The organism is Candidatus Pantoea persica, assembly GCF_013753875.1.
Classification (GTDB): domain Bacteria; phylum Pseudomonadota; class Gammaproteobacteria; order Enterobacterales; family Enterobacteriaceae; genus Pantoea; species Pantoea persica.
In genome coordinates, this window is record NZ_SMDS01000022.1 from 20,488 (window position 1) to 42,778 (window position 22,291).

Here is a 22,291-nt window from a genome sequence, read left to right on the forward strand (position 1 = left end):
CGAAAAGCTGCTTTTTCCGGCCTGAATTCCCTCTTGTTGCTTACTCCAGGCATAGTCTGAATCCTGCTCTACGCCCCGTTTTCGGATGGACGACCGCCGCAAAAAAGACCATCTTTTCCTCAACAACAGCAGGACGCTGTTTATCCGGCCGCGAACAATAACGACAACACCTCTCGCATCAGGATCTATTTATGCACACAGAAATCATCACTATCTGGCCGAATGGCGACGCGCCCGGCGCCAGCGACTCGCGCGCGCAGCCGCAGATCGTCGATCTGGCGAAAGAGTATGAGCCTTACGATCGCGCAGCGACCGGCGTGCGCTGCCTGGAAATCGCCCTCTGGCATCCCGAAGAGTCCAACGGCATCACGCTGCTGGTAGCGCCGGGTAGCGGCTATCAGCGAGTGCTGATTGACCGCGAAGGCAGCGCGCTGGCCACCTTCTTTACCGCTATGGGCTATACGCTGGCGGTTATGACCTATCGTTTACCCTACGACGGCCATCATGAAGGCGCGGACGCGCCGCTGGCCGACACGCAGCGGGCGGTTCGCGTGCTGCGCGAGCGCACCCAGCGTGGCCTGAACGGCAAATATATCGTGAATGGGCTTTTCCGCCGGTGGCCATGTCGACGCCAGCCAGGGCACGCGCTTTGCCGAGAAAATTTACCCGGTACAGGATGGCGTGGGGAATTTCTCGCCACGTCCCGACGCGATGGTGCTGGTCTATCCGGTGATCAGCATGCGCGACGGCATCGCGCATGAAAGCACGCGCATGCGCCTGCTCGGCGCCTGGCCTGATGTGAAAACCATTGAAGCCTATTCGCTGGAGACGCGCGTGCACGCGCAGCGGTGCCGCCTCGCCCGACGCGGGCGGCGCTATCACTTTATCCCAGATGGCCTGCAGCCCCTTCACGTTGCTTTCCGCTTCCCCTTCCGGCTACGTCAGCACCAGCGTCACCTCCTGCTACAGCAGCTGGCGCAGCTTCTGATAATGTTCCGGAGCAATATCCACCACCGCGTTCCGCTACGAACGCCGGCGCTGGCTCATCAGCACGTCGGTATCGGTGCGCGCATAGGTCGCGAACAGCTTGTTCAGCTCCAGCAGCTTTTGCGCCATCAGCGCGTCGAACTCTTCCTGCGGCAGCCCTTTCTCACGCACCTGCGCCAGCTCGCGCGCCACCATATTCAAGCCAGGCTCAAGGTATTCGTTGCGCGTATCAAGGTTAACGGCGCTCTGGGCGCGCTGGTAGAGCACGCAGCAGTCAAAGCCGACCTGCAAATTCTGCGCTTTGCTGTCGCCAATCGTGCGCTGCAAATGCAAGAACAGCGCTTCGCGCGCCAGATAGCTCTGCCAGTAGCGCTGCAGATTTTGTGAATCGCGGATCGGCTGCCAGGGCGTATCCACACCAGCGCCAGCCGATCCTGACTCATGGTGCCGTTAACCAGATTTACGGGCTGATGCGGCAGCGGCGCAGGGTTGCTACGCTTGCCTTGCAAACCGGAGAAGGCTTTATTGATCTGCTCCGCCAGGCTGCGGCTGTCGACATTGCCCACCACGTAGAGCGTCATGGCGTCCGGCGTATACCACTGCTGATAAAAGTCATTCAGCGTGGCGAGGTCGATCGGCGCGCACGGCTGATCGGCGGGGTCGTGCGCCAGCAGCGCCGAACCTTTCAGGCGGTAGCGCCACCAGACGTCCTGCGTGTTCGCGGGCTAAGTGACGGTGGGATCGGAGGCGTTCAGCGCGGTGCTGACCACCTATTCATTGATAGACATTTTGCCCGCCGTCGCCGCCAGCCAGCTCAGCGCCTCTTTCAGCAGCTCAGGACGGTTGTTCGGCAGGCTCGGGTTGTACTGGGTAAAGTCGTAGGAGACGATGGCGGGCGGCAGCGGACGCTGCGGATCCATCGCCTGCTGCCACAGCGCGCGCTGCTGGTTGGTATCAAGCGCGGCGTTATGCACCATCGCCAGGCGTGGCAGAAGATGGCTAAAGCCGCTCTGCTGGGTATTCTCCACCAGCGAGCCGGTATTCACCACTATCCGTAGTTCAATGCGATCGCTGGGGCAGCTGCGGCGTCGTCAGCTGCCAGCTTAATCCGTTATCCAGTTTCCCTTCCTGCCTGGCGGGATCGGGCTGCAGCGTTTCGGCATACGCGCCGAAACTGGCGGCCACCCACGCTAAACCTCCAACCAAAAGCTGAATTCTGGTGCCCTGCGTGTGAACCTCTAATCTAAAAGCCGTTATCACCGGCACGTTTCGCCGTTGTAATACGCGGTGAGTTTTTCGTTCTAAGCCGCGTCGTTTTTCGACAACAAGGTCTTTGACCACAGAAAGGCCCGGATATCGCGCAACGAGGTGAAAAACCATGAAAAAACAGGTGTGCATTATTATGCAAATGCCCGCTGTCAGGACAAGCGACAGCGGGCATTTAGGGGGATTTAGCTGTAAAGCAACGCTTATGCGGAGGTTTCCGGCAGTTTTTTCGCCTTCGCGTCGCCCGAAAGCGTCACCTTCAGCTGATTCTCATCCAGCTGGCCGCCCCACTTCGCCACCACCACTGTGGCGACGCCGTTGCCGATCAGGTTGGTCAGCGCGCGCGCTTCGGACATAAAGCGGTCGATGCCGAGGATCAGCGCCAAGCCCGCGACCGGCAGATGGCCCACCGCCGACAGCGTCGCCGCCAGCACGATAAAGCCGCTGCCGGTTACGCCCGCCGCCCCTTTAGAGGAAAGCAGCAGCACCACCAGCAGGGTAATCTGGTGGAAGACATCCATATGCGCGTTGGTAGCCTGCGCGATAAAGACCGCCGCCATCGTCAGGTAGATCGAGGTGCCGTCGAGGTTAAAGGAGTAGCCCATTGGGATAACCAGCCCCACCACCGATTTCTTACAGCCCAGCTTCTCCATCTTGTCGAGCATGCGCGGCAGCGCCGACTCGGAAGAGGAGGTGCCGAGCATGATCAGCAGCTCTTCTTTGATATAGGCGACGAAGCGGAAGATATTGAAGCCGGCGACGCGCGCAATCAGACCCAACACAATCACCACAAACAGTACGCAGGTGATATAGAAGCAGGCGATCAGCTGACCGAGCTGCACCAGCGACCCGACGCCATATCTGCCGATGGTAAAGGCCATGATGCCGAAGGCGCCGATCGGCGCAAGGCGCATGATCATATTGATGATGCCGAAGATGACCTTCGAGAAGCTCTCAATTACGTTGAAAATCAGCGTGCCGGTATTGCCGAGGCGGTGCAGCGCAAAGCCGAACAGAATCGCGAACAGCAGCACCTGCAGGATATTGCCACTGGCAAAGGCGCCGATGACGCTGCCGGGAATAACGTCAAGCAGGAAGGCGATCACACCCTGCTGTTCCGCCTGCTGCGCATAAACCGCAACCGCTTTGGCGTCCAGCGTAGCTGGATCGACGTTCATGCCTGCGCCCGGCTGCCGCACGTTGACCACCACCAGGCCGATAATCAGCGCGATGGAGCTGACGATTTCAAAATAGAGCAGCGCGACCGCACCGGTGCGTCCCATCGCTTTCATGCTCTCCATGCCGGCAATGCCGGTCACGACTCTGTACAAAAATCACGGGCGCAATGATCAGCTTGACAAAGCCGTCCCCTAACGGCTTCATTTGCGTGCCGAGTTCAGGGTAGAAATGGCCTAACAGGACGCTGACGCCGATGGCTAACAGCACCTGAAAATAGAGGCTTTTAAAGAGTGAAGTTTTCATAACAGGTGTCCACTACAGGGTTATGAGGTTGTCGTTTTATTGTACCCGCAAGCCAGCGCTCCAGGGCGCTGGCGGTTGGCTGAAAATAACACCCTGTTAACGGGATTAATACAGGCTCACAAAGGCTGAGGGATTTCTACAGGAGCAATTATGAACTGAAACGTTTCATCAACGACTTTTGTAACTAAAAAACGTGGGAAATCAAGGTTTCAGGCGTCCTGCGGGTCAGCATTAGCAGCTGGCAGCCAGCGCTGGGTGAAGCGCGCTAGCGGCAGCGCCTCGGCGTATAGATAGCCCTGCCCGATATGGATGCCGCGCGCCAGCAGCCAGTCGCGCTGCTCGGGCGTTTCCACGCCCTCCGCGATCACGTCGAGATTGATAATCTCGGCGATGGCCGCCACAATGCGTACCATGGTGTCGTCGTCGGGCAGCGCGGCGACGAAGCTGCGATCCATCTTCAGTTTGTTGACCGGCAGCGACTTGAACTGATGCAGGTAGTTCAGGCTGGAGTAGCCCATGCTGAAATCGTCTAGCGCCACCGCGACGCCCGCACTTTGCAGCGAGCACAGCAGCGCCATCGCCACCTCTGCGTCGCCGATTTGCGCGATTTCGGTGAGCTCCAGCACGAAGCTGCCGGGCGCAATATGGTGGCGCGCCAGCAGATCCTGCAGATGGCTCACCATGCCGGCGTCGAGCAGCTGCACGGCGGAAATATTGACGCTGAGCGGAATAGTCACGCCGCGCGCCTGCCAGCTGGCCAGAATGCGGCACGCCTCTTCAAATACCCAGCGCCCAATGGCGGCGATCACGCCTATCTCCTCGGCGCTGACGATAAACTCATCCGGCAGGCCGAAGCTGCCGTCCGGCATCCGCATCCGCAGCAGCGCTTCGGTACCCGCTAGCTCGCCGGTTTGCATATTGATTTGCGGCTGCAGGAAGAGCCGGAACTGATCGTCCTGCAGGCCCTGCAGAATGTCATGCTCCTGTGTCAGCCGCTTCTGGCCGCGCTCGGTCAGCGCCGCGTCGAAGAAAAGGATCTGGTTTTTGCCGAGGTGGCGCGCCGACATCATCGCCGACGTGGCGCGATCGAGCTGTTCGTTGGCGGAGAGCCGCTCTTCGTCGCGCAGCGAGAGGCCAATACTGGCGTTGGGCCGCAGCTGAAGCTGATGCAGCGTCACCGGCTGATTAAGGCGGATCATCAGGTTGCGAGCCAGGCGCATGGCGCGGAACGGCGTGCTGGCGCGCTTCATCAGCAGCGCGAAGTCGCTCGGCCCAGTTTGCGCCAGCAGCGTGCGGTCGTCAATGGTGCTGCGGATTTTTTCCGCCAGCGTCAGCATCAGCGTGTCGTGCTGTTCATCGCTGAGAACGCCGTTGGCTTCCTGCAGGATTTCAATGCGGATCACCATCAGCCCAAACCCTTTCCGGTGGCTGCGCATATGCTGCTCCAGCAGCGCCAGGAACAGCGCGCGGTTAGGCAGATCGGTCACGGCGTAGTGCGTGGTAAGGCGGCTCATCTCATTATGCACCGACTCCAGTACCTGCTGGTTACGGTTGTAGCTGCGGATCAGCATGCCGATTTCGTCGTCGCGATGGCGCGGAGGCAGCGCCAGCTTGTGGGTGAGGATCGCTTGCGGTGGCAGCTCCTGCAGCTCGCGGGAGATATTGCGCAGCGGATGGACCACCAGCCGGTTGATGCACCAGCTAATCGCCACGGAGAGGATCAGCGTCAGCAGCAGATAGGTGACGATCATGGTAGAGACGGTGCTGAGAATAAACTGGTAGACGCGCGTCGAATTGGCCTGCAGCACCAGATAGGCAAACGGCTTGGGCGAGCCGCTGCTCTCCACCGAATAGAGCGGCAGCGTAATCTGCACCGGCAGCTCAAACAGCCGGGCGATCAGGCGCGGAATCGGCTTTTCGTTTTCAAAGCTGGCATGCAGCGCTTGGAAGGCGTTAGGCTGCACCACGTCAGCGCGCGACAGGACGCCGGCGGGCTTCAGGGTTTCCAGAATGCGCTCGGCCCCGGCGATATCCGCCCTCAGTACCGCCTCGGAGAGCGGCTGACGCACAGTATGCGCGATATTCTCCATCTGCTGGGCGTCGTCAATCCTGCGCTGCTGCACAAAATGAAACAGTTGGATGATGATAAAGATGCAGACGGTAATCAGCGCCACGGCGGACACGGTCGCCATTTGCTTTATCGTAAGTGAGCAGCTGACGCGCAAAATCTTCTCCAGGCTAAAAAGCTCAGCTATCAAACAGGAAAACGCGCAGCAAGTATATCCTGGATAACGCTTTTTTACTGCCTGCCGGAGTCTGAGTTTTGCGCGCCGTCCGTTATTTGAAATCCGCATAGGGGGTCAGCGGCTGCGGCGGCATGTCGAGGTCGCCATCCCAGCCGGCGGCAGAGTAGCGCGCATAGAGCAGCCCGTGACTCGGGGTATAGTCCTTCTTCTGCTGAATATCCACGCCTGCGCCGATAAACCAGTGCGGCGTAATGCGGCGCTCCACCACCGCCTGCAGAGTATAGCCCACCCCGCCGCTGCTGCTGCTCGACGAGGTGGGATTGCTGGCCAGCGTATAGCCGGGATTGACCGGATAGCGCTGCTGCACATCCGTTTTCGAATGCGACCAGGAGACCGAGCCGCCTAAATCGAACGACAAGTTTTCGGCACGCTGCCGCCAAGTGACCGGCACGGAAAACGACAGGTACTGCTGCGGGCTGTAGATAGCCGCCCTGGCCGAAGCTGTAGTCGCTGAGATCCTTCTGGTAGTGCCACAGCATGGTGTTCAGCCCCACGGTGGCGCGACGGTTATCGTCGTTGATTAGCTTGTAGTAGTAGCCCGCCATCAGGCGCTCGCGGCTGTTGTCCGCCACGTTCTTGCCGGTGATTTGATGGGCGCTGAGATCGGCCCAGACGCCGTGCGCGCCGCCCTGGTCGTAGCTTAGCCCGATGCTGCCGCCGGTGGCGACCACGCCGCCCCAGGTTTTTCCACCGTTGGCGGCGGGATCGCGCGCGCCGGCATAGGCGAGCAGCGAGCTGGAGATGGGCCGCCGCGAGGCGGTCAGCGTCACGCCGAGATCCTTCACGCTGGTTTCCCAGCTCAGGCCGCCCACCCAGTTGGTAACCTCGAAGCCGAGCGGCGTGGTACCGAGAGCGGCCGACCAGACGTCGTTGCGCCAGCCGACGCCCAGCGCGGTGCCTTCATCGCGCTGGGTGGCGTCACGGCTGCAGCCGCCTGAGTTGGCGTCGTCGCAGCTACCGAAGGTTTCATCGAAGCTGCCGTTGCTGGTCGCGAAGGTGCCTGCCGAGACCTGCACACGATCGAGCCGCAAGAAGCCGCGCCCGTCGGCCAGCGGCGTCTCCGCCTGCAGCATGGGTGGTATGAGCAGTGAAATCGGAGACGCCGCCGGTGCCCTTATTGCGCGAATAGTCCTGCTCCAGCATCAGGGTGGTGTCCTGCTGGCGGTAGAGATCGGCGGTGTCGCTGCGGATGCTGCTCTTCAGCCAGTCATCCTGCGCGTTATTACGCGTCAGACGGCTGACATTCTCGCCGTCGCCGATGCCGCTGGCGGCCATCGCCTGGCGGTAGTCCGCCAGCGCCACCTCGGGCTGCTGCTGCGCGCGTTCAAGACGCGCCGCGTTGCGAAATACCAGCGCTTTGTCCTTCGAAGGCGGCAGCGACGCGGCGCGCTGTTTCAGACCGGCGAACAGCGCCGCGGCCTGCGAGGCGTCGCCGACCGCCTGCCACGCCAGCGCCACGCGGCGGCCGAGGTTCACACTGTCGCCAGCCTGTGCGGCGGGCAGTGCCTGCGACGCCTGGCGCACCTCCTTGTGCCGCTGCAGCGCCACTAGCGCCTCAACGCGGCTAAGCACCGCGTCGCTGTTGTCAGCATCGCGCGTCAGCACCTGCTGGTAATCTGCGAGCGCCTGGCGCGCGCAAACGCCTTGTTCTGCTCCAGGCGCGCGGCCAGCTCGTGCATATTGCTGTTCCACTGCGCCTGCGGCAGGCGATGCAGCGTTGCCAGCGCCGCCTCGTCGTCATCCTAGCCGGAGAGATAGAGCGCCGCGGCGTAGAGCGCGGCGGGCTCCTGCGCATGCTGCCGCAGCAGCGCCGCGATAACCGCATCGGCCTGCGCCGCCGCGCCGTCATTGTGCAGCGCGCCCGCCAGCCGGTAGCTGAGCCAGACGTCATTCGGCGACAGCGCCTGCACCTCGCGATATTTTTCCGCCGCCTGCGCCCAGCGCGCCTGCTGCGCCAGCGCGTCGGCCTCGGCGCGCAGGCTGTCGCTGCGGCAGCGTATCTGCCAGCGCGCGCTGCTGCGCGGTGGGCAGGCTGTTTATAAACTGCATGGCGTGCGCCGGCGACTGCGCCTGATAAAGCCCCGCCAGGCGGCGAACCGCGGTGATATTGCTGCTGTCGAGCTGTCGAGCTGCAGCGCGCGCTGCCAGAGCTGTTCAGCGCTCTGCGAATTGTTGCGCGCCATCGCCACGTCGCCGAGGCCGATCAGCGCGTAGCTGTCCGTCGCGTCCAGCGCCTGCGCCTGCGCCGCGCGATAGTAGCGCTCCGCGCCGTCGATATCGTGCTGCGCCAGCGCTTTATCGTCCTGGTCGATCGCCTGCCAGTAGCGGTTAGTTTGCAGCAGCGACTGCCATTTGCTGACCCGCGTGCTCTCCGGGCCCACCTGAATGGCGCGCTCCAGCCAGAGAATTGCGGCGGCGTGGTTGTCAGCGCGCGCCTGTGCCTGCCCCATCGCGCCCATCAGCTCGGCATCGTTGGGGTTGGCCTTTAGCGCGACGTTAAGCGCCTCTATGGCGTTGGCGTTGGCGCCGGCGTCCACCAGCGCCAGCCCGCGCATGCGCGCGCGGTAGGCGGGATCGGCCAGCAGCGCCTGCTGACTGGCCAGCGCCTCCTGCCCCTTCTTCTGCGCGTCGCCCTCATTAAAGACGGCGAGATACGCCTTCAGCTGCGTCACGCTGGCATCGCTGACCGGCTGGCTGGTAATTTGCTGTAGCCAGAGTTCCGCCGCGGCGTCGCGCCCGGCGTTGTTATTCGCCAGCCGTTTCAGCGGTTCCACCGCCAGGGCGGGCTGATGACGGTCAAAGGCCATGCGCGCGATTTGCAGCTCGACGCCGATATTGCCGGGATAGCGCTGCTCCAGCGCCTGAAGCTGTTGATAGGCGACCTCCTCCTGACCCGGCAGACGCTCCAGCAGCCGCCAGTATTCCAGCGCGGTGTTAGCGTCGGGAAAGACGCCGTTGAACAGGGCGTTATAGGCGCTTTTCGCCTCGGCGAGGTGGCCGGAGGTGGCGAGCAGGCGCACCTGCTGCAGTTTCTGTCGGCCTTCAGGCTTCATCAGCGCCAGGCCGACGGCAGATTCGCACGTCGCCGCCGCATCGGGCGCCGTTTTCTTCAGCCGATCCAGCAGCGTCTGCGCGGCGGCGACGTCGCCCTAGTGCAGCGCCAGCCGCAGCCGCGTCGTCAGCATCTGCGGATTGTCAGGGTCGATCTTATCCAGCCGGTAGAGCGACTGTTGTACCAAGTCATATTTGTTGGTAGATTCGCCGGTGCAGATCTGCGACAGTAGCCCCTCTACCGGCAGCACTTCCGATCCAGCGGCGCGTAATAATGCGCATCAGACGCCAGGTCATCAGTGCGAACAGCACCACGACCACCACGACGCAGAGCGCCAGCCAGAACGGATGCATCGCCAGCATCGCCCTAAGGCGTTCCCAACACGGCAGATGGCCGACGTAGTAGTTGTCGCCAACGCGCAGGCTGTTCATCCCCGACTCACGAATAATGGCGGCGGAGCCGTATATGGTGCCGCGCTTGCCATTGTCGATCAGCGCGTCGTTAAGCAGCTGCCAGGCGCGCGGGCTGCCGTCCGCCAGCAACGTCACCACGCTGCGCTGATCGTGGAACGGCGACTGGAAGCCGATCACCGTGGCCAGCGGCCCGCGCGAGCCGATGGCAGTGGTGCTCTCCACCGCGCGATCGCTACTGCTGAGGCGGCCGGTATCGAGGGCTAGCTGGCGCACCGGCGTGTTGATCCAGCTGGCGGCGGCGTCGACCAGAGCGCCGCTCCGCCGGTCACCATGCAGATCTTTCCGGATATTGCCGATCATCAGCAGATCGGCGTCTTGATCCTTCGCCTTACTCCAGTCGTCGGTGAACTGCACACGCAGCGCCGGATAGCCGGTCTGCGCGCCGATGTTGCCCAGCGCGTTCAGCAGCGTGCTGACCTGCTGCGCGTCAGGTTTCGGCTACACCAGCACCAGCGTCTACGCCAGATCGGCGTAGCGGCTGAACGGGAAGCCCGCGCCTGCCCAGGCGCGCAGCAAAGGCATCTTAATATAGTGACGGTAGCCGGAGAAGTCGATGCTGGAGCTGTCGTCCACTACCACGCGATGGCTGACCGGCGTGACGGTTTCGCAGCGGCCGTCCGCCGTGCCGCCGAGATAAGTATTGACATAGTCAAAGTCGAAGCGCAGCTGGTTGACCACGCCGAGGCGCAGCGCCGGAATCGTCAGCTGGCGGCCGTTGTCCTGTAGCCCCTGGAGCAGCGGAATGTGCAGCAGCTGCTGGCCGCCGGTATTTTTCGGCGGCAGCGGGTAATCCTGGACGAACTGGTCGTTCAGATTCACCGCCAGCCGCGAGTCGTCCTGCAGGAGCGGCGCGGTATAGCGGTAGCTCAGATCCATGTTGATGCCGCGCGCGCACGAGGAAGAGATCGGGCGGCAGATTCAGCGTCAGGCCGATGGGATTCAGCTGCAAACCCTCCGACTGTAGCTGGCTTTCATACTGCGTCAGCTCGGCGAAAGTGGTGCGGCGGTCGGTCCGCACCCAGTTCGGCGCGTCATAGGCTTTGCGCGACGCCAGCAGCTTCACACTGTCGATGGTCGAGATGTCTCCGCGCAGCAAGAGGTCGCCCTGCGCGATGCCCTGAACCGCCGTCATCAGATCCTCATCGTTGCGCCCGAGGATCAGCAGCATTTTTTCGTAGGGGTTGTCAGGCTGGCTGACCATCTCCATCGTGGGTTTGTTGACCGGCGGCAGATCCTTGAGGAAGTCGGGGCGCGCGTCGTTGGTGGCGAACACCACCGCATGCTGTTGCTGTGGCAGCTAGTTATAGAGCATCGGGAACTGCTGCCCGCGCCAGCCGGTTTTGCTGCCGAACCAAGAGGCGAGCATCGCGGCGGCACGCTGCTGCGCCATCCGGCTGCGCGGCGAGCACCACCGGCAGCGTCAGCGGGCGCGTGTCGCGCGTGTCGAAGAACGGCTCTAGGAAGTGCGACAGATCGTTTTTGAGCGGCAGCTTTTGTAGCGTCAGATCGATGCCGCTCTCTTTGCCGATATCGAGCCAGATGGTGCTGTTGGCCGAGTTTTCGCAGACGTTGGCGTAGTGGCCCACCAGCTCAAAACACACGCGATTGAAGTCGGAGATAAAGCGCGGGTCGATCGCCAGCTGCGTCTGATTCTCTTTGCCGAGCTGCTTCGGCGTCACTGTGATCAGGCCGACCAGCTCGTCGTTGAGATAGACTTTCAGCTGCGACAGCGTCGGCAGCAGCGCGGGAGAGGGTCGGAAGCTGAGATTAAGCAGCGCGCGCGTCACCACTTCGTCGCTGCGTAAGCCGAACTCAATCTGGCCGGTCGGCTGGTTGCCGCGCAGCGTCATGCTGCCCGGCGGCAGCGCCAGCTGGGTAAAGCGGAGCTGGCTGTCGCGCAGCGGCGCGCCGGGAACCTGCGGCGCAGCTTAGCGTGGCGGTGCCCAGCAGCAGGGCGGTAAACCAACCGTTTACTCTCGTCATCGTCATCTAATCAACTCAATACGTTTTTTGAAGCGGGCGCCCGACCGGTGACCTGCGGCAGCAGCGAGGCCAGCCAGCTAACCCCAGCGGTGAGCAGGTGAAACAGCCAACGTAACTGCAGCGGACTATATTCCGCCAGGCGCAGATAGCTTTTGAAACCGAGGATCATAATGTCGGCGAGGCTCTGCACCAGTTTATCCTCCGGGAAGCCGTCCTGCCACAGCGCCCAGGTATCGGCGCGGGCAAGGGTGCACTGGATGAATTCGATATGCTGCTGGGTGGTCAGCTGGTGCAGGCGAATACCGGCGCGATGGCCGAAGACGCACTGCACGCGGCACGGAAAGCTGAACTCCTGCTGGCCGCGGCGCAGCAGCAGCCAGATTTTCTCATCCTCTTTCAGCGCATCCGGCTCACGCAGCTCGATGCCGCCGTCGGAGTAGTCGCACAGCGTGCAGGGCAGCATATGCCCATCTTCTTCGCGCGCAATGGCGGCTGGCATGGCGATCTCCACGCGGTGCACCTCGCGGATCTGCCGCGCCTCGACGGAAACCACCGCCGCATTGCCGAGGATCACCATGTTGTAGATCCCCCAGATCAGGCTCACCCACACCGTCAGCACCTCGTTGACGGGACAGTAGTTCATGCGCCAGACTGCCATTGCCACGCCCGCCAGGTTAAGCAGTACCAGGAACATATAGGGCTTAGTGATCACCCAGTCGAGATGGTGCTCTTCCACCAGGCCGCCTTTCGCCGTGACGTTGAATTTCCCTTTGTGCGGGTTGAACAGCGCCACGGTGGTCGGCCGGGCGATATACCATGCCAGCACGGTTTCATACACCTCTCTCCAGAAGGAGTGGCGCCAGCGACCCTGAATGCGCGAGTTGGTCAGGCTGGTATACAGCATATGCGGCAGCATGTAGATGACGATCGGCCAGTGCGGACGCGTAGATAATGTAGGCGTGACAGAGCAGAAATGCCAGCGGCGCCAGCAGGAAGATCAGCCGCGGGATGCCCGACAGAAAGTGCAGCATGGCGTTGGCGTAGCAGAGGCGCTGCGCCCACTTCAGCCCTTCGCCGAAAAGCGGGTTATCGAGGCGGAAAATCTGCACCATGCCGCGCGCCCAGAGAATACGCTGGCCGATATGCGCCGACAGGCTCTCCGTCGCCAGCCCCGCCACCTGCGGAATGAGAATATAGGCCGAGGTACAGCCGCGCCGGTGCAGACGCAGCGATGTGTGCGCATCTTCGGTCACGGTTTCCACCGAGATGCCGCCGATCTCATCCAGAGCAGTGCGGTGCAGCACGGCACAGGAGCCGCAGAAAAAGGCGGCGTCCCAGGTATCGTTACCATCCTGCACCAAGCCGTAAAACAACGAGCTCTCATTCGGCGTGCGGCGGAAGCATCCCAGGTTGCGCTCAAAGGGATCGAGCGAGAAAAAGTGGTGCGGCGTCTGCATCATCTCCAGCTTCGTATCCTTGATAAACCAGCCTATAGTCATCTGCAGGAAGGCGCGCGTCGGCACGTGGTCGCAGTCGAAAATCGAGACGAAATCGCTGCGGCAGCGGGTTCGCAGCGCATGGTTGATATTGCCTGCCCTGGCGTGTTCGTGGGTCGGACGCACCACGTAGTTGACGCCAACGCTGGCGGCGAACTCGCGAAACTCCTCGCGGCTGCCGTCGTCGAGCAGATAGACATTGAGCTTCTCTTTCGGCCAGTCGATGCCCAGCGCGGCATAGATGGTCGGTTTCACCACGCTGAGCGGCTCGTTGTAGGTCGGCACCAGCAGGTCGACGCTCGGGCACTGATCCAACGGAATGGGCATCGAAACCGGCTGGCGGTTAAGCGGCCACAGCGTCTGGAAGTAGTCAAGCACCAGCACCACCCAGGCGTAGGTTTCCGCGGCGACCAGCAGCAGGCCGAACACCAGGCTAAGGGGATCGTTCCAGTTCAGCGTCTAGGTATAGCGCCATCACAGATAGCGGCACGATACCGTCAGCGACAGCACGATCAGCATCATCGTCGGGAGGCGGCCCGGCACTCGCCGCACCAGCATCGCCAAGCTCCAGAGCAGCGCCACAAAGATCAACTGGGTCATCAGCCCAAACGGCTGGCTGAAGCAGAGCAGCGCCAGCAGCGAGGCGAAGAGCGTCACGCCGATAAAGGTTACGCGCCGCTGCAGACGCCGCTCGATGCATTCGTCGACGTGCCCGGCCTGAATGCGCGCCGTCAGGCTGTCGAAGCCGCGGTAGAGCTGCTGACGCCAGCGGAACAGGGCGCTAAATCCTTTGAAGCGCTACCGCTCGCTGCGGCCGCTGTTGTCCAGCGGCAGAAACACCACGAGCCATAGCGTCTGGATCAGGTAGCGCAGAATGTCGAGCGGTCGCGGACGCTCTGGCGAGATATGGGGATAGAGACGGCGGCGCTGCTGGATAATGCGCTGCCAGCCTAGAGTTTCAAACCGCAGCAGCGTCCAGCCCAGCACGCACCAGAGCAGGTTCAGGCCGCTGGCGAGAGGCGACCGCCGTGGTCGCGCGCTGTGTTATAGCACAGGCGCAGCGCCTGCCAGACCGACGCGGTCAGCAGCCAGCGCAGCGGGTTCACGGGCGTGCCTCTTTCACAAATGCAGCAGCAGCCAGTTCGCCAGCGTGGTGACCTCTTCGCTAACCAGCGCGTGCGGCCGATATTCGCCTACCGGCTGCTTCGTCATCAGCGCCTCCGCTAGCGCTTCGTCGGGGTGGATCAACAGCGGGATCAGATTATTCAGCGAGGCGACCCAGAGCTGGTGCAGATCCTGCTTCAGGCGGCTGTTGGCGTTGAACTGGTTGATAAGAAAGCGCGTGCGCGACGAAAAGCGCTGCTGCTGCAAACGCAGATGCGTGTTGGCGTCCGGCGTAATTACACATAGCACACCGTCCAGCTGCGCGTGCAGCGGCTCGTGCCAAGGCAGCGCCTCAACGCCGAGGTCGAAAATAATCCAGCGGTAGCGGCGCGACACGGCTTCGCTGCACAACAGTCAAGCGCTGCTGATGGGAAAGCGCGCCATGCGGCAGCAGATCCGGGACATGATGATAGCGCAGCGCGGCCGCCCGCCAGTCGCCGTCGCCGCACTGTGCCTGCATCCAGCCCTGCTGCGACAGCACGGGCGTATTGAAGTGCGCGCCGAGCTGGCCGTCCAGCGAGCCGTCTATCAGCAGCGTCTCTTCCCACAGCGAGGCCACCAGCCGAGCGCCGCGCTGAGCGAGGTGGCGCCTACGCCGCCGCGTATCCCTGAAGCGCATCAAGCTCAGCAGCCGAAACGGGCTGGTTATTTTCAACAGCAGCGCGACGCAGTGGGACAAGCATTAGCGAAGCGGAGTTATCCTCCGGGGTAAAACACATGCGATGCGTGCTGTCTAAAAAGCAGATTACGCTTTTAATCGTTACCGCTGGCTCAACGATAATTAACCTGAGTAATAATCTTCAGCGTTATTTTCGCCAGCTGGACGGTGTGGCGCATCTCACAACGCGCACCAGTTCGCGACGGCGCGCCAGCGGCATGGCAGCGAAGCGCAGGCAGATGCTACCTTCGTCGTGGGAGACGGTGCTGACCGGAATGGTGATCGCGCCGGACGGCAGCAGCAGGTCAATCTCTTCGATCTCATCCGTCTCGTGGCGATTGTCTGGCGCATCCAGCTGCGCACCGCCCATCGACAGGTCGCTGGTTTTGGTGCGCGACTAGATGCCGCTGGCGTAGTGAATAATCGCCGGGATTTCGACCTCGATGCGGATGGTCTTGCGCACCTGACGCGTTTCGCGCGCCACGGCAATCGCCGCCATCAGGATGATCAGGCTGAAGATGGCCCAGCCAACGTTCAGGGCGATAACGTAAGGATCGACGCCGAAATAGTTGTGCATCACCGCGGCTATTGTTGAATAATAGTGAATCATGCTGTTTTGCCAAGCCAGTTTTGGTAGAAAATGATTGTCCCCTCAGGTATATAGTTTTCTCATAAAGACTAACTACATGATTTTGCGTTGGGAGTATCCGTCGTTTCACTGGGCTGCCAGCATAAGATCTATTATTCAACAAAGCCCATCACTGCATGCACCACGCCAGCGACGATGCCGACGCCCAGCAGCAGCGCCAGCTTTGGATCGTTGAGGAACGGGCCGACGGTTGCCTACAGAAAGGCGCGCGTGGCGACGTGGTCGCAGTCGAATACGTAGATCAGGTCGCCTTTGGTGATCGTCATGGTGTGGTTGAGGTTGCCCGCCTTGGCGTGGCTGTTGTCGTCGCGCGTTATGTAGCCGACACCGACATGCAGCAGGTAAAACCCGATTTTACTCATGAATCATCCTGGAGAAACTCTGTTTTTTTTTAAAGCCTGGCGATGCCAGGCAATTAATAGTGACCGCTGCGGATAGGCGCCTGAACTTCACCATTGCCGACAGAAATATTCAGGATATTCGCCACGCGTTTGCTAACCAGTTCAATATCAAACACCGCGGCGGACGCAGGGCTGAAATCGTAAACAGATTGCTGTGAAGCGTTGGCTTCCGCCACGCTTTCATCGCGGTGCACGACGCCCAGCAGAGCTTCGCCGAGGCGCTGCTGCATAAAGGCGGTGACGTCGCGGCTGATATTACGGCGGTTATCGCCCGGTTGAGCACGAAGTATTGCCCGAGCTTGTTATTAAGCGGCTGGCCAATCAGGCGGTTGTTTTCGATTTGCAGCAGCAGCGAAACCGACGCGGTATAGGCCAGTATCAACACCAGATGTATTTCCGCCAGCGCACTCATCGCCTGCAACGCCGGGCCGGGACCGGGCGGGAAATCGGCGACGATCACTAGGCCGGGATAGTTCAGCAGCGTATACAGCCCGCGACGCAGAAAGTGCGGATCTTTCGCCAGGTTCTCTTCGAATCGCTCGCGCTGCGCTTCGGTCACCTCGCTATAGGGCAATACGAAGATATTCCCGCCGGTGGTGAGGATCGACTGGCTCCACCGCCTGCTCCTCCGCGCGTGCGACAAAGCCGCGACCGTCGTTCAGCGGCACGCCCAAATGCAGACGCAGCGCGTTCTGCACGTCAAAGTCGATCGCTAACACCTTGCTGTCCGCCCGGCTCCCGGCCAGTCCCGGCCAGATTGGCCGCCAGCGTGGTTTTCCCGACCTTCCCCCCCTCCCCTTTCGGCGAGCACACACAAACTAACGGTATAGCGCAATCTTCTCCAGTAACGGTTTCAGTAGGTTCTCTTTCGGCAGGCTGGCCGGCTCGCTGTGGCGCGCATGGAACAGGCCGCTAGAGCAGCCCGGCGCGGCAAACGGCAGCGTTTGCGCCGACGCTTACTGCGCAGGCGCTGTCTTTTGCGGCGATGGCAGGTGAGCGATTGGCGATATCAGCGTCCCGGAAGGCTGCGCGAGGGCGTTCTGCGGCTGCGGCGCGCAGGCCGGCGACACAGGCAGCGAAGCGGCGCCAGCACTGACAGGCGGCGAGCTGGCAGCCAGGCTTTCCAGAATCGAGCGGCGCGGCGGCAGACGACAGGGATCCCGTCAGCGATGCGGCTTCAGGTGCGGCATCGCCGACAGCAGCGCCTGCGTGTAGGAATGGCGCGGATTGTTGAAAATCTCCTCTTTGCTGCCCTTCTCGACGCAGCGTCCTAAGTATATCACCATAACCTCGTCGGTGATATGCTCCACCATCGACAAATCGTGCGAGATAAAGACGTAGGAGAGGCCCATATCCTGCTGAGATCCATCATCAGGTTCAGCACCTGCGCGCGTACCGAAACGTCGAGCGCGGAAACCGGCTCGTCGGCGATCAGCATGTCAGACTCCAGCATCAGCCCGCGCGCGATGGCGATACGCTGGCGCTGGCCGCCGGAGAACATATGCGGATAGCGGTCGTAGTGCTCGTTTTTCAGGCCGACCTTCGCCATCATCTCCAGCGTTTTCTCCTTGCGCTCCGCCTTGCTCAGCGCAGTGTTAATCAGCCGCGGCTCTTCGAGGAGCTGGCTGATTTTCTTGCGCGGATTGAGCGAACCGTAGGGGTTCTGGAAAACGATCTGAATCTTCTGGCGACGCAGCTTCTGCGCCTGCTGGTCGTGCTTGATCAGATCCTGGCCGTGCCAGAAAAGCTGGCCTTCGGTCGGCGTTTCAATCATGGTCAGCAGGCAGCCCAGCGTCGATTTGCCGCAGCCGGACTCGCCCACCACCAGCGTTTTGCCGCGCTCGAGACTAAAAGAGACGCCGTCCAGCGCTTTCACCAGGCGCTGCTGGCCGAACAGGCCTTTCTTCACCGGGTAGTTTTTTTCAGGTCAATCGCCTGCAGCAGATAATCCTGCCTGGTATTATCAAGACTCATAGGTCGGTCTCCCGGTATCATCCAGCGGGTAGTGACGTTTGGACTGATGCCCCGGTATGTCGCGTAGGGCAGGCTCTTCTTTACGGCAGAGCTCGGTGGCATAAGGACAGCGCGGATTGAGCAGGCAGCCGAGCGGGCGGTCATATTTGCCCGGTACCACGCTCGGCAGTGACGCCACCAGTCGCGCCTTGTCGGCCGCAAACTCCGGTAGCGCGCGCAGCAGCGCCTGCGTACAGGGATGGCGCGGCGCCTTGAAGATATCGCCCGCCTTGCCGCTCTCCACCACCTGACCGGCATACATCACGATGATGCGCTACGCGGCTTCCGCCACCAGCGCCAAGTCATGGGTGATCAGGATCAGCGCCATGTTCTCCTGCTTTTGCAGCTCCAGCAGCAGCTCGATAATCTGCGCCTGAATGGTCACGTCTAGCGCGGTGGTCGGCTCGTCGGCGATCAAAAGCTTTGGCCGACAGGCGATCGTCATGGCGATCATCACGCGCTGGCTCATGCCGCCCGACAGCTGGTGCGGATAGACATCGAGACGCGACGCCAGATCGGGGATGCCTACCTGCGTCAGCAGATCGATGGCGCGCTGGCGTCGGGTGCGGCGGTTGCCGTCCTGATGCACCTTAATCGCTTCCATAATCTGGTAGCCGACGGTCTAGCACGGGTTCAGGCTGGTCATGGGATCCTGGAAAATTGCGGAACGGTGCCTTATCGTCGACGAAGTGCACCGACAATTTATCTACATTTAATAATGCCATCTCGGTGCCTCTTACTGCTTGTGTTTCGGGTCGAGGGCGTCGCGCAAACCGTCGCCCATCAGGTTAAAGGCCAGAACGGTGAGCAGGATGACCAGTCCAGGGAAGGTCACCACCCACCAGGCGCTTTGCGCATACTGCAGAACGTCGGAGAGCATGGTGCCCCACTCCGGCGTCGGCGCGCCCATTCAGAGAAAGCCCAACGCCGCCATGTCGAGAATGGTGTTGGAGAAGCCCAGCGACGCCTGCACGATCAGCGGCGCCAGATGTTAGGCAAAATATTGACGAACATCTGGCGCAGCGTGCCCGCGCCCGCCACGCTGGAGGCGGTGACGTAGTCGCGGTTCACCTCCACCAGCACCGCGGCGCGATTGGGGCGTTGACGATCGACGGGCCGAAGATAGCCACCAGCAGCAGGTTCGGTAGCGCTAGCATGATATCCACCAGACGCATAATGGTGGCGTCCACCGCACAGCAGAGATAGCCCGCCATCAGGCCGAACACGACGCCGAGGATCAGCAACAGCACCACCACCATACAGCCCACCAGCAGCGACAGGCGCGTGCCGTACATCAGGCGCGATAGAATATCGCGGCCGACGTCGTCGGTGCCGAGGATAAAGCGCCAGCTACCGCCTTCCTGCCAGACCAGCGGATGCAGCAGCACATCGCGGAACTGCTCGGCGGGCGCATGGGGCGCCAGCGCGCCGGCGAAAATGGCGATCAGCAGCATCAGAACCACATAGACCAGGCCAATCACGGCGCCTTTGTTACGTTTAAAGTAGTGCCAGAACTCCTGAAAAGGGGTCATCGTCTTGGGTGCAGCGGGAACGCTTGCGGGATCGACAACAGACATGATGCCCCTTTATTTCTTATGTCGTATGAGCGGATTGACCACGCCGTACAGCTGATCAACCAGCAGGTTGACCAGGATAATCAGCACCGCAGTCAGCAGCACGCCGCCCTGCACCACCGGATAGTCACGGCGCTACAGCGCTTCGATCAGCCAGCGGCCGAGGCCCGGCCAGGAGAAGATGGTTTCCGTCAGAATGGCACCCGCCAGCAGCGTGCCGATCTGTAGGCCGATAACCGTCACCACCGGCAGCATGGCGTTGCGCAGCACATGGATCACGCGCATGCGCGTCAGCCCTTTGGCGCGCGCGGTGCGGATGTAATCCTCGCCCAGCACTTCCAGCATCGCCGAGCGAGTCATGCGCACGATCACCGCCAGCGGAATGGTGCCGAGCACGATAGCGGGCAGGATCATATGCATCACGGCATCTTTGAAGTCGCCCGGCTCGCCCCAGATAAAGGTGTCAATCAGTATAAAGCCGGTGAGCGGGTTGCTGTCGTCGAGGAACACGGTGTCGCTGACACGGCCGGAAACCGGCATCAGGTTAAGCTGCACTGAAACCAGCATGATGCCCCACCAGAAAATCGGCATCGAATAGCCGGTCAGGGAGATGCCAACCGCCGTATGGTCGAAGATGGAGCCGCGCTTCAACGCCGCGAGGACGCCTACCGGAATGCCAACGGCAACGGCAAAAATCATGGCGCAGATGCTCAGCTCAAGCGTGGCCTGAAAGCGCGGCACAAACTCTTCCCATACCGAGATGCGGCTTTTGAGCGAAATGCCCTCGCCGTGCAGCACCCGTAAATGTAGTGAACGTACTGTATCCACAGCGGCTGGTCGAGGCCGAAGGCCGCCATCAGCTGGGCATGTCGTTCAGGGGAGATCCCTCGCTCGCTCGCCATGATCAGGACGAGATCGCCCGGGATCATGTGCACGAACGCAAAGGTTAACAGGGTAATACCGATAAATGTCAGGATTACGAGTCCCAGACGTCGGAGTATGAACTGCAGCATAAGCCGGATTCTCAGTCGTTTCCCGCCGCGACGGGGTGCGGGATTTATTGCTCACAATGCGCGCCAGGCCAGCCGGACGCGACGCAAAGTGTGTCACCGTCATCTTTCACGCTACAGGCGCGGTCGACGGGTCTCGCCGCTTACCGAGGTAAACGCCGGAAACTGGTCGGATCGCCGCCTTCCTGCAGCGCGAAGATGTTGGTTTTGATTCAAAGAAGTTAGCCGAACAGGCGCGGATCCCAGGCGAGCCAGCACCCGACCGGGGGCCAAACGGGTCGGTCCAAACCGCAGGAGTTATTCCTGAATATCGACGTTTTCGAAGTGGTGTTTGCCTAACGGATTGACCACGTAGCCAGAGACTTTCTTGCTCACCGGCTCAAAGACCGTGGAGTGCGCGATAATCAGCGCTGGTTCCTGATCCTGCGCCTGCTTATAAAGCTCGATATGTTTATTGTGGTCCGCTTCCGCACGCGCTAGCTGGATCAGATCTTCAAACGGCTTTTAGCACCAGCGCGAGTAGTTGGAGCCATCTTTCGCCGCCGTGCAGCTGAACAGCGTCGCGAAGAAGTTATCCGGATCCCCGTTGTCGCCGGTCCAGCCCATCATTACCAACTGGTGCTCGCCTGCTTTGGCGCGCTTCAGGTATTCGCCCCACTCGTAGGTAACAATTTTGGCTTTCACGCCGATCTTCGCCCAGTCAGCCTGAACCATCTTTGTGATGTGATGTTGTGTGTATTGCCCGACCTCTGTTTTTTTATGCGGTTCAGGCGGACGCACTGACGTGATCGAAAGTGCGGAGCGTTTTTGTTATGGATTTCCGACGCCGTGGAAGCTGTCGGATCATGCCACTTCTGCAGCTTTATTGACGCATCAATTTGTCAACAGTTGCAATAAACGTCAATACAGGTAGACGTTATTTACACAGAGTGTGAGGAATAGCAAGCAACGGTAAAAAAAGCGTCTAGCGAGAATAGCTATATATTACACAGTGCTTTTGCCTGCAAGACCATATATCTGACTGAGTGGTTAAATAAGTGACAGTGATTCTCACAGCTAAAAAACAGCGACGCCAGCCCGGTAAATGTTGAATTACTGAACGATTCGCCGTGTGTTATGGCGTCCAGGCAGTAGAAAATGCTAGGCATCAGGCATAAAAAACCGGAGTGAAGATAAAAATCGTTATAAGTAAAACGTGATGCAAAATAAGCGCTTGGGCCAGAGAGAGCGGGCGCTGGCAGCCCAAAAGGGGGAATTAAATGCGTTTCGCCTGCAGCAGATAATCCTGCCTGGTATTACGGGAAGCTGGCGTCGGCAAGCGCGAATTTTGTCAGTTTTTAAATTTTATTAAGCAGGCAGCATGGCGGGAGCGAGATAAATCGAGCGCTGTTTTTTATTTTTGATGCCCTTGTGCACCTGATAAAAAACTTATGCGAACGGCGCGCTTCAGTGAGGGGTTTTGGCTTGCAGGCTTGCGGGATTTGCGCGCGGTTTCTGGCAAAGGCGGTGCCTGATAAATAAAGCTGGCTCGGAATCAAGGCAGCAAGGGTGTTGTTGCCAGTCAGCGCTTGCCTCAAACCTATTGCGGAGGTTTTCACCCTCTTTTTCTACAGACGAAAAAAACTGCTTTAACAAGCAGGTTTTCTTAATTTGGTCGGTGAGAGAGGATTCGAACCTCCGACCCCTTCGTCCCGAACGAAGCGCGCTACCAGGCTGCGCCACTCACCGATGGGGGCGCATGTTACTGCGCCCAATTGTCAGCGTCAACCGCTTTTTA

General features: G+C 60.7%; 7 protein-coding genes, 1 tRNA gene and 14 pseudogenes. 2 read left to right on the plus strand and 20 right to left on the minus strand.

The window, feature by feature from the left end; genetic code table 11:
• Positions 1-191 precede the first annotated feature (191 nt).
• Positions 192-846, plus strand: a pseudogene (locus tag EIO60_RS14755) (alpha/beta hydrolase); the annotation flags it as partial.
• Positions 847-852: 6 nt separating this feature from the next.
• Here EIO60_RS14755 and EIO60_RS14760 read toward each other — a convergent pair.
• From EIO60_RS14760 to EIO60_RS14795, 11 genes and pseudogenes are all read right to left on the minus strand, one after another.
• A pseudogene (locus tag EIO60_RS14760) lies at positions 853-2,247 on the minus strand (M16 family metallopeptidase); the annotation flags it as partial.
• Between the two features lie 209 nt (positions 2,248-2,456).
• Positions 2,457-3,735: pseudogene (locus tag EIO60_RS14765) on the minus strand (dicarboxylate/amino acid:cation symporter).
• Positions 3,736-3,944: 209 nt separating this feature from the next.
• Positions 3,945-5,960 (minus strand): biofilm formation regulator HmsP, encoded by a 2,016-nt coding sequence (gene hmsP, locus EIO60_RS14770; RefSeq protein WP_258577245.1) that lies wholly within the window; start codon positions 5,958-5,960, stop codon positions 3,945-3,947.
• Positions 5,961-6,072: 112 nt separating this feature from the next.
• Positions 6,073-7,114: pseudogene (locus EIO60_RS16985) on the minus strand (cellulose synthase subunit BcsC-related outer membrane protein).
• Positions 7,008-7,733, minus strand: a complete 726-nt coding sequence (locus tag EIO60_RS16990; RefSeq protein WP_374058206.1) for a hypothetical protein — start codon at positions 7,731-7,733, stop codon at positions 7,008-7,010. Before EIO60_RS16990 ends, EIO60_RS16985 begins: the two are co-directional and overlap by 107 nt.
• A 50-nt stretch (positions 7,734-7,783) precedes the next feature.
• Positions 7,784-7,951 carry a hypothetical protein gene (locus tag EIO60_RS16995; RefSeq protein WP_374058207.1) on the minus strand — a complete coding sequence of 56 codons (168 nt, stop codon included), beginning with the start codon at positions 7,949-7,951 and terminating at the stop codon, positions 7,784-7,786.
• Positions 7,952-8,077: 126 nt separating this feature from the next.
• The gene (locus EIO60_RS17000) at positions 8,078-9,094 is read right to left on the minus strand and encodes a tetratricopeptide repeat protein (protein WP_374058208.1); all 1,017 of its coding nucleotides are present in this window, start codon (positions 9,092-9,094) and stop codon (positions 8,078-8,080) included.
• A 187-nt stretch (positions 9,095-9,281) separates the two neighbouring features.
• Positions 9,282-11,555, minus strand: a pseudogene (gene bcsB, locus EIO60_RS14780) (cellulose biosynthesis cyclic di-GMP-binding regulatory protein BcsB).
• Positions 11,556-11,559: 4 nt separating this feature from the next.
• Positions 11,560-14,151, minus strand: a pseudogene (gene bcsA / locus EIO60_RS14785) (UDP-forming cellulose synthase catalytic subunit).
• Positions 14,152-14,164: 13 nt separating this feature from the next.
• Positions 14,165-14,560, minus strand: a complete 396-nt coding sequence (locus EIO60_RS14790) for a cellulose synthase operon protein YhjQ/BcsQ (protein ID WP_258577246.1) — start codon at positions 14,558-14,560, stop codon at positions 14,165-14,167.
• On the minus strand, positions 14,502-14,768 hold the full coding sequence (locus EIO60_RS14795; RefSeq protein ID WP_258577247.1) for a cellulose synthase operon protein YhjQ/BcsQ: 267 nt from the start codon (positions 14,766-14,768) through the stop codon (positions 14,502-14,504). The genes EIO60_RS14790 and EIO60_RS14795 overlap by 59 nt, the downstream gene beginning before the upstream one ends.
• Positions 14,769-14,926: 158 nt before the next feature.
• On the opposite strand from EIO60_RS14795, the pseudogene EIO60_RS14800 reads away from it, so the two are divergent.
• Positions 14,927-14,998: pseudogene (locus EIO60_RS14800) on the plus strand (hypothetical protein); the annotation flags it as partial.
• Between the two features lie 26 nt (positions 14,999-15,024).
• Here EIO60_RS14800 and EIO60_RS14805 read toward each other — a convergent pair.
• From EIO60_RS14805 to EIO60_RS14845, 9 genes and pseudogenes are all read right to left on the minus strand, one after another.
• Positions 15,025-15,456, minus strand: a pseudogene (locus EIO60_RS14805) (PilZ domain-containing protein); the annotation flags it as partial.
• A 254-nt stretch (positions 15,457-15,710) separates the two neighbouring features.
• Positions 15,711-15,878: a hypothetical protein gene (locus EIO60_RS14810; protein ID WP_374058209.1), complete on the minus strand. Its 168-nt coding sequence runs from the start codon at positions 15,876-15,878 to the stop codon at positions 15,711-15,713.
• Positions 15,879-15,931: 53 nt separating this feature from the next.
• Positions 15,932-16,745: pseudogene (locus EIO60_RS14815) on the minus strand (cellulose synthase operon protein YhjQ/BcsQ).
• A 240-nt stretch (positions 16,746-16,985) separates the two neighbouring features.
• Positions 16,986-17,891: pseudogene (locus tag EIO60_RS14820) on the minus strand (dipeptide ABC transporter ATP-binding protein); the annotation flags it as partial.
• Positions 17,881-18,591, minus strand: a pseudogene (locus EIO60_RS14825) (oligopeptide/dipeptide ABC transporter ATP-binding protein); the annotation flags it as partial. The pseudogenes EIO60_RS14820 and EIO60_RS14825, both read right to left, overlap by 11 nt.
• A 75-nt stretch (positions 18,592-18,666) precedes the next feature.
• Positions 18,667-19,507: pseudogene (gene dppC / locus EIO60_RS14830) on the minus strand (dipeptide ABC transporter permease DppC).
• Positions 19,508-19,516: 9 nt separating this feature from the next.
• A pseudogene (gene dppB, locus EIO60_RS14835) lies at positions 19,517-20,517 on the minus strand (dipeptide ABC transporter permease DppB).
• Positions 20,518-20,811: 294 nt separating this feature from the next.
• Positions 20,812-21,303, minus strand: a pseudogene (locus tag EIO60_RS14840) (ABC transporter substrate-binding protein).
• A gap of 862 nt (positions 21,304-22,165) precedes the next feature.
• A tRNA-Pro gene (locus tag EIO60_RS14845) sits at positions 22,166-22,242 on the minus strand.
• Between the last annotated feature and the right edge of the window lie 49 nt (positions 22,243-22,291).